The 15842-nt window shown below is 73.3% G+C and carries 13 protein-coding genes; 2 read left to right on the top strand and 11 right to left on the bottom strand.

What is annotated here, in order from left to right:
- Positions 1-781: 781 nt before the first annotated feature.
- The 6 genes from ACFVQ3_RS08360 to ACFVQ3_RS08335 all read right to left on the bottom strand — a co-directional run bounded on the left by ACFVQ3_RS08360 (position 782) and on the right by ACFVQ3_RS08335 (position 6719).
- Positions 782-1312, bottom strand: a complete 531-nt coding sequence (locus tag ACFVQ3_RS08360) for a flavodoxin family protein (protein ID WP_387637395.1) — start codon at positions 1310-1312, stop codon at positions 782-784.
- Between the two features lie 151 nt (positions 1313-1463).
- Positions 1464-3149 carry a DUF6297 family protein gene (locus tag ACFVQ3_RS08355; protein WP_387637393.1) on the bottom strand — a complete coding sequence of 562 codons (1686 nt, stop codon included), beginning with the start codon at positions 3147-3149 and terminating at the stop codon, positions 1464-1466.
- Positions 3150-3159: 10 nt separating this feature from the next.
- Complete coding sequence (locus ACFVQ3_RS08350) at positions 3160-3855, bottom strand: ATP-binding cassette domain-containing protein (protein ID WP_387637390.1); 696 nt, start codon at positions 3853-3855, stop codon at positions 3160-3162.
- Between the two features lie 2 nt (positions 3856-3857).
- The gene (locus ACFVQ3_RS08345) at positions 3858-4898 is read right to left on the bottom strand and encodes a bifunctional riboflavin kinase/FAD synthetase (protein WP_387637388.1); all 1041 of its coding nucleotides are present in this window, start codon (positions 4896-4898) and stop codon (positions 3858-3860) included.
- A gap of 149 nt (positions 4899-5047) precedes the next feature.
- On the bottom strand, positions 5048-6010 hold the full coding sequence (gene truB / locus ACFVQ3_RS08340) for a tRNA pseudouridine(55) synthase TruB (RefSeq protein WP_387637386.1): 963 nt from the start codon (positions 6008-6010) through the stop codon (positions 5048-5050).
- Positions 6011-6056: 46 nt separating this feature from the next.
- Positions 6057-6719: a TetR/AcrR family transcriptional regulator gene (locus ACFVQ3_RS08335; RefSeq protein WP_387637384.1), complete on the bottom strand. Its 663-nt coding sequence runs from the start codon at positions 6717-6719 to the stop codon at positions 6057-6059.
- 77 nt (positions 6720-6796) lie between these two features.
- Between ACFVQ3_RS08335 and ACFVQ3_RS08330 the strand changes: the two genes are divergently transcribed.
- The gene (locus ACFVQ3_RS08330; RefSeq protein ID WP_387637381.1) at positions 6797-8326 is read left to right on the top strand and encodes an MFS transporter; all 1530 of its coding nucleotides are present in this window, start codon (positions 6797-6799) and stop codon (positions 8324-8326) included.
- 458 nt (positions 8327-8784) lie between these two features.
- Here the strand turns inward: ACFVQ3_RS08330 and rbfA are convergent, their stop codons facing one another.
- The 5 genes from rbfA to rimP form a co-directional block, all read right to left on the bottom strand.
- A complete protein-coding gene (rbfA, locus tag ACFVQ3_RS08325; RefSeq protein ID WP_387637379.1) occupies positions 8785-9261 on the bottom strand; it encodes a 30S ribosome-binding factor RbfA in 477 nt (158 codons plus the stop codon).
- Between the two features lie 194 nt (positions 9262-9455).
- On the bottom strand, positions 9456-12383 hold the full coding sequence (infB, locus tag ACFVQ3_RS08320) for a translation initiation factor IF-2 (RefSeq protein WP_387637378.1): 2928 nt from the start codon (positions 12381-12383) through the stop codon (positions 9456-9458).
- A gap of 221 nt (positions 12384-12604) precedes the next feature.
- Entirely contained in the window at positions 12605-12802 is a 198-nt protein-coding gene (locus ACFVQ3_RS08315) for a YlxR family protein (RefSeq protein ID WP_387637408.1), read from the bottom strand.
- A 147-nt stretch (positions 12803-12949) separates the two neighbouring features.
- Positions 12950-14056 carry a transcription termination factor NusA gene (gene nusA, locus ACFVQ3_RS08310; RefSeq protein ID WP_387637376.1) on the bottom strand — a complete coding sequence of 369 codons (1107 nt, stop codon included), beginning with the start codon at positions 14054-14056 and terminating at the stop codon, positions 12950-12952.
- Positions 14057-14059: 3 nt separating this feature from the next.
- Positions 14060-14608 carry a ribosome maturation factor RimP gene (gene rimP / locus ACFVQ3_RS08305; RefSeq protein ID WP_387637373.1) on the bottom strand — a complete coding sequence of 183 codons (549 nt, stop codon included), beginning with the start codon at positions 14606-14608 and terminating at the stop codon, positions 14060-14062.
- A 237-nt stretch (positions 14609-14845) separates the two neighbouring features.
- Here rimP and ACFVQ3_RS08300 point away from each other — a divergent pair, with 237 nt between their 5' ends.
- A complete protein-coding gene (locus ACFVQ3_RS08300; protein WP_387637370.1) occupies positions 14846-15829 on the top strand; it encodes a DUF4439 domain-containing protein in 984 nt (327 codons plus the stop codon).
- Positions 15830-15842 lie beyond the last annotated feature (13 nt).

The raw sequence follows: 15842 nt of genomic DNA, 5'->3' as shown, positions 1-15842 counted from the left end.
TGCCACCCACCATTGACATCCGTACGCACCGCCACCGCAGAGGTCTCCACCCGCGTATGACCCTCCGGCGTCGCGAACACCGTGTCCCACGCCGTGCGCTCCGAGACCACCTCGACCTCGCGATCACACGACGCAGCCACCAACGTCGCCTCCGCAGCAGACCCCGCAGAACCCACACACACCGGCGCAGACCCCGACGCACCCCCGCCAGCAACAGCAGGAACCGACGCAACAGCAACACCCGCAGGCACCACACCCACCGCGAGCACCACCGACACCCCCCACGCCACCCCACGCCGCACACCACGCACAGACGACGCAGAAGACCCAGGCGACACCGAGGACACAGCACGCGCAAAACGCGCGAAAGGGACACCAAAGAAGGACGACGAGACCACTGGCCACCGCTCCGTAAGCCACGCACCCATCACCAGCGACAGGCACAAACCCAAACCCACACCCCCTGCGGGCGGGCCCCAACACGGCACTCAGCAAACACACAGCCAGCGGTGGTAGCAGGACCATAGAGGCAAACGAGACTCTTGTGCAAGCCTGAGCGGAGAGGACAACTCGCCCTACCGTCCGCACCTCGCTGTCGGGACCCGCTGCGGACCCACCGGTCGGCCCGCCATGAGGCACGGTCGGGAGGACCACTCCACTCACGCGCAGGCGCGGTTGGGCCCGGCGTGTCTGAGGACTGGGTCGCCGAGGGCGCTGGGTCGTCAGGAGCTGGATCGAGCCGCCAAGCGCCGGAGCCGGAGTCCAGCCCCCACGCCGCGACTCAGGAAGAGCCCTGCCGAGCCCCCAGCGCCGTCCGCCCGAGCTCACGCCCCCACGCGCGCGCCCGCTCGATCTCTCCCGGGCACAGCGGCCCCTCCATGCCCTCGACGTAGAAGGAGTGGGGCGAGTCGGCGGGCGAGAGCCCACGGCGGCGAGCCACCCGGTCGGCGGCGCGGGCTGCGCTGCCCGGGAGGTGCTTGACGGACTTCACGCGGGTGTCGAACGTCGCCCCGAACCGCCCCGGGGCGTCGTCGGCGAGCGCGTCGAGCCACTCCCGGATGCCCCGTTCGACGGTCGGGCTCCCCGGGCGCCGCCCGGCCGCCTCCTCGCGCGAGGCGGGGCGCGACATGCCGAACGCGTGCGTGGGGCCACCGATGACGATCAGGTCGGCCCCCAGGACGTCGTCGCCCGGCGCCGCACCGGACACCTCGACCGTGCGTACGTCCACCTGCTCGGACAGCCCCTCGGCCACCGCCCGCGCGATCTCGGCGGTGTTCCCGAACATGGACTCGTAGATCACGACTGCTTCCATGGCTCCCGCTCCTGTCGTCAGCACCAGGCTGCTCGCGGAGCAGAGACACCACCAGGACCTTTGGTCCGGACGATCCGGGTCCTTGTACCCGGCCGCCCCCGGGCCGACGCGGGACCACCCGGTCCGGCGCGGAGCGACCCCGTCCGGCCGTTCAGCCGAGCAGCGGCTTGGCTCCCGTGGCCCGCACGTGCGAGGCCACGGCGAGCGCGATCCAGACCGCGATCCCCTGGAACACGACGAGCGTCAGGGTGGGCGCGCCCACGAGGAGGCAGATGCCGAGCGGGATCGCGCTCAGCACGGCGACGTCGGGACCCTGGGCGATCATCGACGTGGCGCCGGTCGGCAGCGCGCCCGCGGGGGTCGACATGAGCGGTCCGGACCAGTTCGGCGGCTTGCGGTAGGCGCCGCGGATCGCTGCCGCGCCCATGCCGACCGCGACGACGACCACCAGGGCGAACCACAGCCACTCCCCCGTGCCCAGCACGAGCGGCACGACCCCCACCACGAGCGCGACGAGCGCGGTCAGCGACGGCACGACGCTCCGGGCGAGTCGCGCGTCGCGCGCGGAGAGCGGCATCATCGCATCGAGCGCGGGCACCATCTCCGCCGTGCGCGCCCCCTCGGCGCCGAGCTGGGCCCCGCGGAACCCCGCGACGACGAGCAGCACGAACAACCCGAACCCGCCCTCGAACGCGGGGACCTGCTGGGCGACGATCACGAGCGCCGTGAGTCCCACGAGCTGGGCGACGGCCGACGGGCTGCGCCGCAGGAGCGTGAGGTCGGCTGCGACGAGCGCGGTGACCGGCCCCCGGACGGTCGCGAAGCGCGAGGGCCTGCGCGCCCTGCCACCGCGGGTCGAGCCTGCGCGGCTCAGCGCACGGCCGAGCTCGCGCGTGTCGAGCGACAGGATCGCGCCACCTGCCTGGTCCGCGACGGCGCTCTGCGTGCGCAGCACCTGGGCCCCGAGCGCCTCGAGCCGCCGCCACCACACGACCGCGAGGGCCAGCGCGCCCGCTCCGACGACGACGACGACCCACGGGGGGACCGACACCTCGCGGAGGTCGCTCCACCCCGCGGCCACGAGCACGACCCCGGCGACCGGGACCGCAGCGATGAGCACGTCGCTCACCCGCGCGACCGTCGCGGCCACCCGGGTCCGCGGCTGGATGAGTCCGGCGAGCCCCACGAGCAGGAGTCCCGCGGCGGCACCGAGGGCCGCGCTGCGCCCGGCCGTACCGGGATCGGCACCGGACGCGAGCGCGATGGCCGCGAGCCCCCCTGCCCCGACGACGACCGCGACCGCGACACCGCGCCAGTAGGACGGCGTGAGCAGGCCGCGCCGGTCGACGGGCATCGGGACCCACCAGCGCACACCTGCGCTGCCGGTCCCGAGCGGCCCCAGCCGCACGGCCATGCCCGTCAGGAGGGCCAGGAGCGCGACAGAGGCGAGGGCCTGGATCGTGGCGGCCGTCAGGACCGTCGCCCGCCCGTCGGCAGGAGCGACGAAGATCGTCTCGCGCAGCACGTTCGCGGCACCGATCACGAAGCCGATCGAGATCGCGATCGACACCACGACGTAGGCGACGTTCCCCAGCAGCTCGCCGGGGCCCGCGTCGGCCCGCGAGGCCGTGACGCGTGCGGTGAGGCGACGGATCTCCCGACCGGAGAACTCCTCGTCCGGGTCGGCGACGAGCAGCGGCAAGGGAGCGCGCTCGACGGCAGGTTCAGGTGTCACGGGTTCGCGCGGCGCGGCGTGCGTCGCGTCACGTGCCGGTCCGTGGGAGCCCTGCTTCGCTCCGTGCGGGCGCTTCTTGCCCCTGCCCTGCGCCGCGTTCATCGCCGGGTCCTCAACGGACTTGGGCGAGTGCGTCGAGCGCGGCCTGGTGTCCCAGGCGGACGCACTCGTCGTCGCCCACGAGCAGCCCGCGGGCCCCGGTGCGCTCGACGAGGTCGGGGTCGTGGGTCGCGAACACGACGGCGGCTCCGCGCCCGGCCTCCTCGACGAGGATCCTCGCGAGATCGGCCCGCATGCCCGGGTCGAGCCGCTGCTCGGGCTCGTCGAGCACCAGGACCTCGCGGGGGCGGGCGAAACCGGCCGCGAGCAGGAGGCGTCTGCGCTGCCCCGAGGACAGCTCGGTCGGCATGGCCCCCGACTGCTCGCTCAGGCCGAAGCGGTCCAGGAGCTGGTCGACGACCTCGCCCGCCCCGGCGACGCCGTGGCCGCGCGCGGTCAGGACGAGGTGCTCGCGGGCCGTGAGCCCGGGGAAGTAGGCGTCGTCGTCGAGGATCCCGACGACCTTGGCCCGGAAGTCCCGCTCGCGCTCGTCGACGTCCCGGCCGAACGCCAGCACCTTCCCGGACAGGGGCGCGAGCACGCCCAGGAGCGCTCGCAGGAGCGTCGACTTGCCGCTGCCGTTGGGGCCGATGATCGCCCACAGCTCGCCCGGGCGGACCGCCAGGTCGACGGGCGCGCACACGGGCGCCTCGGCATACCCGACGCGCAGGGCACGGGTCTCCAGGACGGGCTGCTTCTTGACCGACACGACTACTCCCCCGCCTCGGCCGGCGCCACGTCCGGGTCCGGCGCGGCTGCCCCCGCACCCGAGGCGAGGATCGCGCGGGCTCGCGCGACGTCGTCGTGCATGGTCTCCACGAGCGCGTCGATGCCGTCGAAGCGCAGCGTGGGGCGCAGATGCTCGACGAACTCCAGGACGACCTCCTCGTCGTACAGGTCGAGGTCGGTGCGGTCCAGGACGTAGGCCTCGACGCGGCGCTCGACGCCGTCGAACGTGGGGTTGGTGCCGATCGAGATGGCTGCGGGGAGCACGCCGTCGCAGTTCCCGGGCGCCGCCGCGAGGAGCTGGGGGCGGCGCAGCCAGCCGGCGTACACGCCGTCGGCGGGGATCATGCCGCTGATCGCGCCCAGGTTGGCGGTGGGGAAGCCGAGCTCGCGCCCGCGCGCGTCGCCGTGGATCACGACGCCGCGCAGGCGGTGGTGGCGTCCGAGCAGCGCCGCGGCCTCACGGACCTTGCCGTCCAGGAGCAGACCCCGGATCTCGGTCGAGGACCAGCGTCCGCTGGGCGTACCGGCGTCCACGGCGACCGACGCGACCGTCCCGACGTCGTCGATCGCGCGGACCTCGAAGCCGTGCGTCCGGCCGAGCTCGATCATGGTCGCGAGGTTGCCGGCGTTGTCGCGCCCGAAGCGCACGTCGTGACCCACGACTACCGTCCGGGCGCCCAGGCCCTCGACGAGGTAGGTCCGCACGAACTCCTCCGGCGTCTGCTGCGCGAAGTCGAGCGTGTACTCGACGAGCAGCACGGCATCGAGCCCCGTGGCCTCGAGCAGCTCCATGCGGTCGGCGATCCCGGTCAGGAGCTCGGGCGCCCGCTCGGGCCGGTGGACCGTCGCGGGGTGAGGGTGGAACGTCACGGCCACTGCCTGGGAGGCGGACTCCCGGGCGAGGGACACGATGCGGCCGAGCACCTCGGCATGGCCGCGGTGGACGCCGTCGAAGTTGCCGATCGTCACGACCGACGGTCCGAATCCCGGCGGAACCTGGTCCAGGTCCGTCCACAGGTGCACGCGTACTCCTCGAGATGTGTGTGAGGCGGGTCCGCTCAGGAGGCCCGACGACGGCGCGCACCCATGGCGCGCCTGGTCAAGATTGCCACGACTCGGCCCCGTGTTCCCCATCGAGCCGGCCCGCGGTCACGTGCGGTCCGCGCCCGTGCTCACGCCGGGGCGAACACGATCACCGGCCTGGCCTTGTGCTTGCCCTCGCGCACCACGTTCTCGAGCAGCGCGACGAGGGAGCCGTCGTCGCCGATCGCGGCCGTGGTGGCGTCCTGCGCGGACGGGTCGATCCACTTGCCGTAGGACAGCGCGGTGCGCTCCTCGGCCGTCAGGTCGCGCGCCGGGAACGTCGCGCGGGCCGCGTCGGCGAGCGGGAGCGTCGCGAGGACGCCGTCGCGCTCGACCTGCGCCTCGAGCTCGTCGAGCGTCGAGGCGCCGTCGATCGTGTAGCCGCCCACGCGCGTGCGACGAAGGGCCGTAAGGTGTCCCCCGACGCCGAGGTCCGTTCCCAGGTCGCGGGCGAGCGCACGGATGTAGGTCCCCGAGGAGCACACGACCGTGACGTCGACGTCGAGGGCGGGGACGTCGCCCGGCCCAACGGCCGCGACGGGCCGCACCTCGTGGACCTCGAAGCGCGAGATCGTCACGGGCCGGGCTGTGAGCTCGACCTGCTCGCCCGAGCGCACGAGCGCGTATGCGCGCTGCCCGTCGACCTTGATCGCCGACACCGAGCTCGGCACCTGCTCGATGGGACCCGTCAGGGACGCGACGCCCGCGTCGATCGCCTCGCGGGTCACGGCCGAGGCGTCCGTCCGCGAGGTGGTCTCGCCCTCGGCGTCGTCCGTGGTCGTGGCGGCGCCCAGCCGGATCGTCGCGGTGTACTCCTTGTCCGCGCCCACGACGTACGTCAGGAGCTTGGTCGCGCGGCCGATCCCCAGGACCAGGACGCCCGTCGCCATGGGGTCGAGCGTGCCCGCGTGACCGACCTTGCGGGTCCCCGCGAGCCGACGCAGGCGACTCACGACGTCGTGGCTCGTGAGGCCCTGGGGCTTGTCGACGATCACGAGGCCGTCGGGGGCGGTGGGGCGGCGCTCGCGCACCGGCTTCTGGTCGTGCGTCATCGTGGTCCTCGTGCTCGGGGTCGGGAAGGTGGGTGGCGCGGACGGGTCAGCGCCGGGAGGGCTCGGACCGCGGCGTGGCCGCGCCTGGTCCGCCCTGGGTGGCCGGGTCGACCGCGGGCAGCGCGTCGCCGAACGCGCAGAGCATGAGCTCGCCCAGGCGCGGGTCGTCGCCGAAGTGCTCGGGGGCACCGATCGCGAGGAGGGTGTTGAGCAGCATGCCCTGGGCGAGGAAGTCCCGCGCCTGCTCGAGCGTGCCGCCCGTGCGGTCCTGGTAGATCTCGAAGATCTGGACGAAGATCTCGCGCGAGCGTGCCCCGAAGACCGGGTCCGCCCCGGCCGCGAAGCCGTGCATCAGGACGAGCAGGAGGTTGCGGTCACCCAGCAGGCGGACGTAGGCCGCGCCGAGCTCGGCCGCCGCCTCAGGGCCTCGGGGCACCTCGGAGAAGGCCCCGACGATGCGTCGTCCGATGCGGTCGAACACCTCGGCGAAGAGCTCGTGCTTGGTGCCGAACATGCGCACGACGTAGGGCTGGGAGACTCCTGCGGCGCGGGCGACCTGGTCGGTGCTGGTCCCGGCGTAGCCACCCGCGGCGAACACCGCGGTCGCCGCGTCGAGGATCTGCTCGCGGCGCTCGTCGCGCGACATGCGGCGCGTCGGCTCCCCCGCCTCGACGGACGGGGCCCGCTCGGAACTCGTGGCGCTCTCCATGTTGACAAGGTTATCAGTTGATAACTAGCGTCGGAATCGTAGTAATCATCCGATGCTTACCTGATCGAGGAGTCCTTATGTCCACGACCGCCCCACCCGACCAGCCACCCACCGTCGACACCGCCGACACCGCCCCGGCCCCCGACTCCCCCTCGGACGCCGGAGCTGGCCTCCCCGCGGACCTCACCACCGCGATCGACGACGTGCGCTCCCCCGGGGCGCGACGCCGTCGGCCCCTCGCACTGGTCCTGGTCGCAGCCTCGCTGCCCATGTTCATGGCCACGCTCGACAACCTCGTCGTCACCGGCGCCCTGCCCGTCATCGCGCGCGCGCTGCGGCCGAGCGTCGAGCAGCTCCAGTGGTTCGTCAACGCCTACACGCTCGCCTTCGCGACCCTCATGCTCGTCGCTGCCTCTCTCGGCGATCGGTTCGGGCGGCGACGCGTCTTCGTCGTCGGCATCGCGGTCTTCACGCTCGCGTCGGTCGCGTGCGCGCTGGCCGACACCCCCTCCGCGCTCATCGCGGCCCGCGCCGTCCAGGGCGCCGGCGCCGCCGCGATCATGCCGCTCTCCCTCGCGCTCATCGCCGACGCCGTCCCCCGGGCCCGCCGTGCGCTCGCGATCGGGATCTGGGGCGGCGTCTCGGGTCTGGGCGTCGCGCTCGGGCCGCTCGTGGGCGGCGCGGTCGTCGAGGGCATGAGCTGGGAGGCGATCTTCTGGATCAACGTGCCGGTCGCGCTCGTCGCGGTCCCGCTCGTGTTCGTCGCGCTGCGCGAGTCGTTCGGCCGCCGCGGACCGATCGACCTCCTCGGGCTCGCGCTCGCCGGGACCGGGGTCTTCGCGGGGGTCTGGGGCATCGTCCGCGGCAACGAGGACGGGTGGACGTCCGCGGTCGTGCTCTCGCTGCTCGTCGGTTCCGTGCTGCTGCTCGCGGCGTTCGTCACGTGGGAGCAGCGCCTCGCCCGGCTCGGCGGCTCACCGCTGGTCCCCCTGCGCCTGTTCCGATCGCGCAGCTTCGCGGTCGCGAACGTGTCCGGCTTCGCGTTCTCGCTCGGCATGTTCGGCGCGGTCTTCCTGCTCATCCAGTACTTCCAGATCGCCGAGGGCCTCTCCCCGCTCGAGGCAGGGGTCCGCACGCTCCCCTGGACCGCGGCCCCCATGCTCGTGGCACCGCTCGCGGGCGTGCTCGCGCCGCGCCTGGGCATCCGCACGCTGCTCGTGACCGGCCTGACCTTCCAGACCCTCGCGCTCGCCTGGCTCGCACTCGTGTCGTCGGGTGCGACGTACGCCGAGCTCGTCCCCGCGTTCGTGCTCGCGGGCGTCGGCATGGGCCTGACGTTCGCACCGAGCGCGACGGCCGTCCTGGTCGACATGGACGAGTCCGACAACGCGACCGCGAGCTCGACCAACTCGACCCTGCGCGAGGTGGGCGTGGCCCTGGGCGTCGCGGTCCTGGTCGCGGTCTTCCAGGCCGCCGGCGGGGCGCTGACCCCGGAGCTGTTCACGCGGGGCCTGCCGGCAGCGCTCTGGGTCGGCGCGGCGAGCGTCGCGCTGGGTGCGGTCGCGGCGACGTTCCTCCCCCGCCGCACCACCCGCCCGACGGCGTAGCGCACGGCCGGGCCGCGACGTCCCGGTGGCACGGTGGTCCGGTGGGCGGGCCGGAGCCACCCCGCCGAGTGTGCAGTTCGGGTCGTCCCAGGCGCCCGACGACGACCGGAACTGCACACTCGACGCCGTGGTACCACGGCGGACCGCTGCCCAGCCCCGGGGCAGCGGTCCCGGCCGGGCTGGGGCCGGGGCCGGCGAACGCCGGGTCCGGGGGCTGGGGCCGGGGCCGGCGAACGCCGGGTCCGGGGTCCGGGGAGCCGGGTCCGGGTCAGGCGAGTGCCCGGTCCGGGTCAGGCGAGTGCCCGGTCCGGGGCCCATCGAGCGCCGGGTCCGGGGTCCGGCGAGCGCCGGGTCCGGGTCCGCCCGGTCCGCACAGCGGAACGGCCGGTCCCCTCGGGGGGACCGGCCGTTCCTTGCTTCACGGGCCACGACTGCGCCCGGTCGCCCGGGCACCGTGGTCAGGCGGGCGCGACCTCGTCGGAGTCCGTTGACCCGTCGGTCTCGGTCGCGTCGTCCGCGGAGGGCTTCTTGTACGGGTCGGCGTCGCCGGCGTACGTGGCCTTCTCGCGCAGCGCGGCGAGCTCGGCGTCGCGACGTGCCGCCTCGTGGAGGGCGACGTCGAGGTGAGCCGCGGTGTCCGGCACCGAGTCGAGGTGGAACTCGAGCGTCGGCGTGAGCCGGATGCCGGTCTGCTTGCCGACCTCGGAGCGGATGATCCCCTTGGCGCTCTCGAGCGCAGCGGCGGTCCCTGCCCGCTCCTCGTCGTTGCCGTAGACCGTGTAGAACACCGAGGCGTTCTGCAGGTCACCGGTCACGCGCACGTCGGTGATGGTCACGAACCCGAGGCGAGGGTCCTTGATCCGGGTGTCGAGCATCTGCGCCACGATGACCTTGATGCGGTCAGCGAGCTTCCGAGCCCTGGGCTTGTCGACCATGGTCCAGTCCTTTCATCAGGGTGAGCCCCCGGGGTCTCAGCCCACGGTGAGCCCCTTCGGGCGACGTGCGTGAACGAACAGCTCCGCCGACGCCGGACCGTGAGGTGTGGCGGGTCGTGGTGGGTCTGGCACGGGCCGTCAGGCCCGCGGTAGACCCACCACACCTCACGGGTAGGCGTCAGCGGAGAGGTACGTCAGCTACGCGGCTTCTCCCGCATCTCGAACGTCTCGATCGTGTCACCGATCTGCAGGTCGTTGAACGACCCGAGGCCGATACCGCACTCGAAGCCCTCGCGGACCTCCGTGGCGTCGTCCTTGAACCGCTTGAGCGACTCGACGGTGAGGTTGTCGCCGACGACGGCTCCCCCACGCAGGACACGGGCCTTGGAGTTCCGTCGGATCTCGCCCGAGCGGACGATCGAACCGGCGATGTTCCCGAACTTGGAGGAACGGAAGACCTCGCGGATCTCGGCGGTGCCGAGCTGCGCCTCTTCGTACTCGGGCTTGAGCATTCCCTTGAGCGCTGCCTCGACGTCGTCGATCGCCTGGTAGATGATCGAGTAGAACCGGACGTCGACGCCCTCGCGCTCCGCCAGTGCCTCGACGCGCTCGCCGTACTTGACGTTGAACCCGATGATGATCGCGTTGTCCACGGTCGCCAGGTTGACGTCGTTCTGGGTGATCGCACCGACGCCGCGGTGGATGATGCGCAGCTGGACCTCGTCGCCGACGTCGATCTGCAGGAGTGCGTCCTCGAGTGCCTCGACGGCACCGGACACGTCGCCCTTGAGGACCAGGTTGAGGGTCTCGACCTTGCCCTGCTCGAGCGCCTGGGCGAAGTCCTCGAGGCTGACGCGCTTGCGGCGCTTGGCCAGGAGGGCTGCACGCTCGGCGGCCTCTCGCTTCTCGGCGATCTGACGGGCGGTGCGCTCGTCGGGTGCCACGAGGAACGTGTCACCGGCGCTGGGCACGGACGCGAGCCCGAGCACCATGACCGGACGGGCGGGGCCCGCCTCGGTGACGTTGTTGCCGTGCTCGTCGAACATCGCACGGACACGGCCGTGGGCGGTGCCCGCGACGATCGCGTCCCCGACGTGGAGCGTGCCGGACTGGACCAGGACGGTCGCGACGGCGCCGCGGCCCTTGTCGAGGTTCGCCTCGATGGCGACGCCTCGTGCGTCCTTGTCCGGGTTGGCGCGCAGGTCGAGCGAGGCGTCCGCCGTGAGGAGGACGGCCTCGAGCAGCGCGTCGATGCCCATGTTCTGCTTCGCGGACACGTCGACGAACATGGTGTCGCCGCCGTACTCCTCGGCCACCAGGTTGTACTCGGTGAGCTGCTGGCGGATCTTGGCCGGGTTCGCCGACTCCTTGTCCACCTTGTTCACCGCGACGACGATCGGCACGCCGGCCGACTGCGCGTGGTTCAGCGCCTCGACCGTCTGCGGCATGACGCCGTCGTCGGCCGCGACCACGAGGATCGCGATGTCGGTGACCTGCGCACCACGGGCACGCATGGCGGTGAACGCCTCGTGACCCGGGGTGTCGATGAACGTGATGGGGCGCTCGACGCCCTCGTGCTCGTGACGGACCTGGTAGGCACCGATGTGCTGCGTGATACCGCCGGCCTCGCCCGAGATGACGTCGGTCTGACGGATCGCGTCGAGGAGTCGCGTCTTACCGTGGTCGACGTGGCCCATGACCGTGACGACGGGCGGACGAGCCTGGAGCTCGTCGTCGCTCTCGCCCTCGAGCTCGGCATCGAGGTCGATGTCGAAGGCGCCGAGGAGCTCGCGGTCCTCTTCCTCCGCCGAGACCATCTCGATGACGTAGCCGAGCTCTGCCGCGAGCGAGCCGAACGTGTCCTCGTCGAGGGACTGCGTGGCGGTCGCCATCTCACCGAGGTGGAACAGCACCGTCACGAGGCTCGCGGGGTTCGCGTCGATCTTGTCGGCGAAGTCGTTGAGCGAGGAGCCGTGACGCAGGCGCACCACGGTCGAGCCGTTCCCACGGGGAACCTGCACGCCGCCCAGCGAGGGGGCCTGCATCTGCTCGAACTCCTGGCGCTTCGCCCGCTTCGACTTGCGCCCACGGACGGGGCGCCCTCCTGCGCGACCGAACGCGCCCTGCGTGCTGCCGCGACCGGCACCACCACGACCGCCACCACCGGGGCGACCGGCGAAGCCGCCGCCACCACCGGGAGCGCCACCGCCACCGGGGCCACCGCCGGCGCCACCGGGACGACCGGCGAAGCCGCCGCGACCGCCGCCGGCCCCACCTGCGCCGCCACCCGGACGACCGCCGGGAGCAGGACGGTCACCGGGGCGACCGATCGAGGTACGGCCGGGCATCATGCCCGGGTTGGGGCGGGGGCCACCAGGACGCGGCGCGGGACGAGGACCACCGGGACGGGGTCCGCCGGTGCGCTCCGTGCTGCCTGCTGCGGGGTTCGCGTTGGCCGCGGGGTCCGCGGCACGCTCCGGACGCGCACCGGGCCGGGGCATGCCCTGGCTCGAGGCGAACGGGTTGTTGCCCGGGCGCGGGGAGCCGGAACGCGGCATGCCCTGGCTCGAGGCGAACGGGTTGTTGCCCGGGCGCGGGGCGCCGGGACGTGCGCCACCAGCGGACCCGCCGGGGCGGGCTGCTGCGGGGCGCGGGCCGGGCGCGGGGGCGTTGCCGCCACCGGCCGGCTTGGGCGATGCCGAGGGCTTGCGCTCGGCGGCCGGCGCGGGCGCCGGTGCTGCGGGCTTCTTGGCCTCGGCGGCGGGCTCGACGAACGCAGGGCTCGCCGCGGCCTCCTTGGCGGGGGCCGGTGCGGGGGCCTTGGGCGCTGCGGGTGCCGGGGCCGCGGGGGCGGCCGGGGCCGGAGCAGCGGGCGCCGGGGCGGCCTCTGCTGCGGGTGCAGGCTTGGGGGCTGCCGGACGTGCCGGCGCGGGCTTGGCGGGAGCGCTTGCGCTCTCCGTGCCACCGGCCGGGAAGGTGTCGCGCAGCTTGCGGACGACCGGCGGTTCGATGGTCGAGGATGCCGAGCGGACGAACTCACCGAGTTCCGTCAGCTTGGTCATGATGGTCTTGCTCTCCACCCCGAGCTCCTTAGCGAGCTCGTAGACGCGGACCTTTGCCACAACTCTCCTGTCTCGGCCCACCCGAAACAGGGAGGACCGTCTTTAGTGCTGGGTGCTCATCGCTGGGTACTCATCGGGTGCCCATCGGCTTCTAACCCGCTTCCTTGTCGACGATTCGTGCGGTGTTCGTGCGGTACTGGCGCGGTTCGGCCGTCGCGGCGCGTGGTGCGCCGCCGACCGGGACCGCCGACTGACGATGACTGGCGATGACTGACGACGGGTCAGCCTTCCCGCTCGAGATGGGCTCGGGCCTCGGCGAGGTCCACGGGACCTGCGAGACGCAGGGCCCGGGGGAAGGCTCGTCGACGCTCGGCCAGCTCGAGGCAACGCCGAGCATCGTGGAGCCAGGCGCCTCGCCCCGGGAGCGACCGGCCGACGTCGACGACGAGCCGAGGCTCCGGGACGTCGGGCTGGTCCACCACGAGGCGGAGAAGAACAGACCGCAGGTCACGCTCCCGGCAACCGACGCACGTTCGAACGGGCGCGCGAGCGCCTGAAGGGTCGTGTGACGGTGTCCGGACCCGTGGCCCAGTCAAGGACAGTCTAGCGCGCCCGCTCACCTGGTGTTACCCGTTTCCGTCACCGGTGCCCGACTCCTCCCCCTCGCCCGGGGCCTGCGCGGCGCGAGCGCTCGTCGCTCCGGCGTGGTCCGCCTCGTCCGAGCGGATGTCGATGCGCCACCCCGTGAGCTTCGCGGCGAGCCGGGCGTTCTGCCCTTCCTTGCCGATCGCGAGGGAGAGCTGGAAGTCCGGCACGACGACGCGAGCGGCGCGAGCCTCGGCGTCCACGACGGTGACTGACGTCACACGCGCCGGTGACAGTGCGCTGGCCACGAACGCGGCAGGGTCGTCGCTGAAGTCGACGATGTCGATCTTCTCGCCGTGGAGCTCGGCCATGACAGCGCGGACGCGTGCGCCCATGGGGCCGATGCACGCACCCTTGGCGTTGAGCCCCGCGACGCGCGAGCGCACCGCGACCTTCGAACGGTGCCCGGCCTCGCGGGCGATCGCCATGATCTCGACCGACCCGTCCGCGACCTCGGGCACCTCGAGCTCGAACAGCTTGCGCACGAGGTTGGGGTGCGTCCGGCTGAGCGTGATCTGGGGGCCCTTCATGCCGCGCGCCACGTCCAGGACGTAGGCGCGCAGGCGCTCGCCGTGCACGTAGTCCTCGGTCGGGACCTGCTCGTGCGGCGGCAGGAGCGCCTCGGTGCCGCCCACGTCCACGAGGACCATGCGCGGGTCGTTGCCCTGCTGGATGACGCCCGCCAGGACCTCGCCCTCCTTGCCGCGGAACGTGCCGAGGATCTGGTCGTCCTCGGCGTCGCGCAGCCGCTGCACGATGACCTGGCGCGCCGTCGCGGTCGCGATGCGGCCGAAGTCCTTGGGCGTGTGGTCGAACTCGGGCCCGAACACGGGCGCCTGGTAGCGCCGGACCGGCTGGCCGTCCTCGTCGAGCTCGGGCTCCTCGTCCTCCTCGGCCGGGAGCTCCTCGCGGGCCCAGACCGTGACGTGGCCCGTGCGGCGCTCGAGCTCGACCCGTGCCCGCGCGTAGGCGTCGGGGGTCCGGTGGTAGGCGGAGAGCAGCGCCTGCTCGATCGCCGCCACCAGGATGTCGAGGCTGATGTCCTTCTCGCGCTCCAGCAGGCGCAGCGCGCTCATGTCGATGTCCATCGATCAGACCTCCTCGTCGTGCGGGGCGTCGGCCCCGGGGTTCGCGTCAACAGCCATCTCCGGGCCGAGGTCCACCTCGAGGGCACGCTTGAGCTCGACCTGGACCGCCCCGCGGACCACGTCGTCGAGCGCGACGGACTCCACGGGGGCGTCGGTGAGCAGCAGGTTCCCGTCCTCGACGTCCTGCAGACGCCCCTCGACGGTCCCGCCGTCATGCAGCGTGAGGCGCACGACGCGTCCGCGGGCACGCTTGAAGTGGCGCAGCTCGGTCAGCGGGCGAGAGGTTCCGGGGGTCGAGATCTCGAGCGTGTAGGCGCCGGGGAAGGCGTTCGACGCGTCGAGCGCGGTGTTGATGTCGCGCGAGACCTCGGCGACACGGTCCAGGCCGAGGTTGCCCAGGGCGTCCTCGGGGAGGTCCAGCGTGATGCGGACGACCGAGCGGCTTCCGGCCAGGGTGACGGTCACGTCCTCCAGGTACAGGTCCGCGTCCTGTACGACCGGTTCCACGACCCGGCGGACCCTGTCCGCCCCGGCCTGCTTCGCCTTGTTCATCTCTCGGTCTCCCGTCGGCTCCCACTGCCCACCGGGCAAGGATTCGACCGGTGTGTTGTTGTACGGGATCAGCCTAACGACTCACCCGCGCCGAACGTGACATCATCACCCTCGATGACTGCCGAACCTGCTCCGCACCCGCACCGCCCGAGCCGCCCGGACACCGCCCCAGCGTCCGCTTCGTCACGTTTTTCGCGGCGGAACGCCCCTGGACGGACTTCCGCGCGCCGCGGCGTGGTGGCGATCGTCACGTCGCTCGCGCTGCTCGTGGTCGCCGGATGCGGCCTGCGGCTCGAGACCCCGCCCCCGACGGAGCCCGTCCCGGACGCCCAGGAGACCCTGCGCCGGGTGGCCGTCGAGGGCGCGCTGCTCGTGGGCGACCTCGCAGACGCGGCGGCCGCGACGCCGTCGGGCCTGGACCAGGCCGCGCTCGACGCCCTCGCGAGCACGAGCACCCAGGCCGACGAGCACGTGACCCAGCTGGGTGGGGTCTACGACTCGGGGCTCCCCGAGCCCGACCCGGGCACGGGCGGGCCCACGCCCGGCGCGACCGACCGGCCGACGGCTCCCACGACCGCGACTCCCGCGGAGGTCGTCGAGGCGCTCGCGACCTCCGCCACGGCACTGCGCGGGGCGGCGGACCAGACCGAGGACGGCCCGTTCGCGCGCCTCGTCGCCTCGATCGCGGCATCGCAGGACGCCTCGGCGCGCCAGGTCGCCGCGACGACCGGCACCGCCCTGCCCGACTCGCTCCTCACCCCCACGGGGCTGCTCGTCCCCGAGGCGGCGCCGTCGGGCCTGAGCGCGACCGACCTGTCCACGATCATCGAGGCCGAGGACGCCGCCGGGTACGCGTACGAGGTCCGGGCGGCGCTCGCCGACGGCGAGCTGCGCGACGCCGCGCTCGGACGCGCCCTGCTGCACCGCGCGCGAGCCGAGGCGTGGGCCCAGGCCGCGGGGACCGCGGGCGGTCCGCAGGACCCCCGCCGGGTCGCGTACACGATCCCGTCCGACGTCCCGACGCCGGAGCTCGCGGCACAGCTCGAGACCTCGCTCGCGCAGTCGTACGCCGCGCTCACGGGCGAGGCCGGCACCGGGACACGGCTCCCGCTCGTCGACCTGGTGATCGAGGCGAACCTCGCCGCGATCGGCTGGGGTGCGCCGGTGAGCGCGTTCCCGGGCCTGCCCGAGCAGGCGGAGCAGACGCCCGCGGCCGGCTGAGCGCCACCGGCAC

Origin of the sequence: Oerskovia sp. NPDC057915, assembly GCF_042887685.1 — a bacterium.
In the GTDB taxonomy this organism is placed as follows: Bacteria; Actinomycetota; Actinomycetes; order Actinomycetales; family Cellulomonadaceae; genus Oerskovia.
The sequence above is the reverse complement of the archived record's forward strand: the minus strand, read 5'-3'. Positions and strand labels throughout refer to the sequence as shown.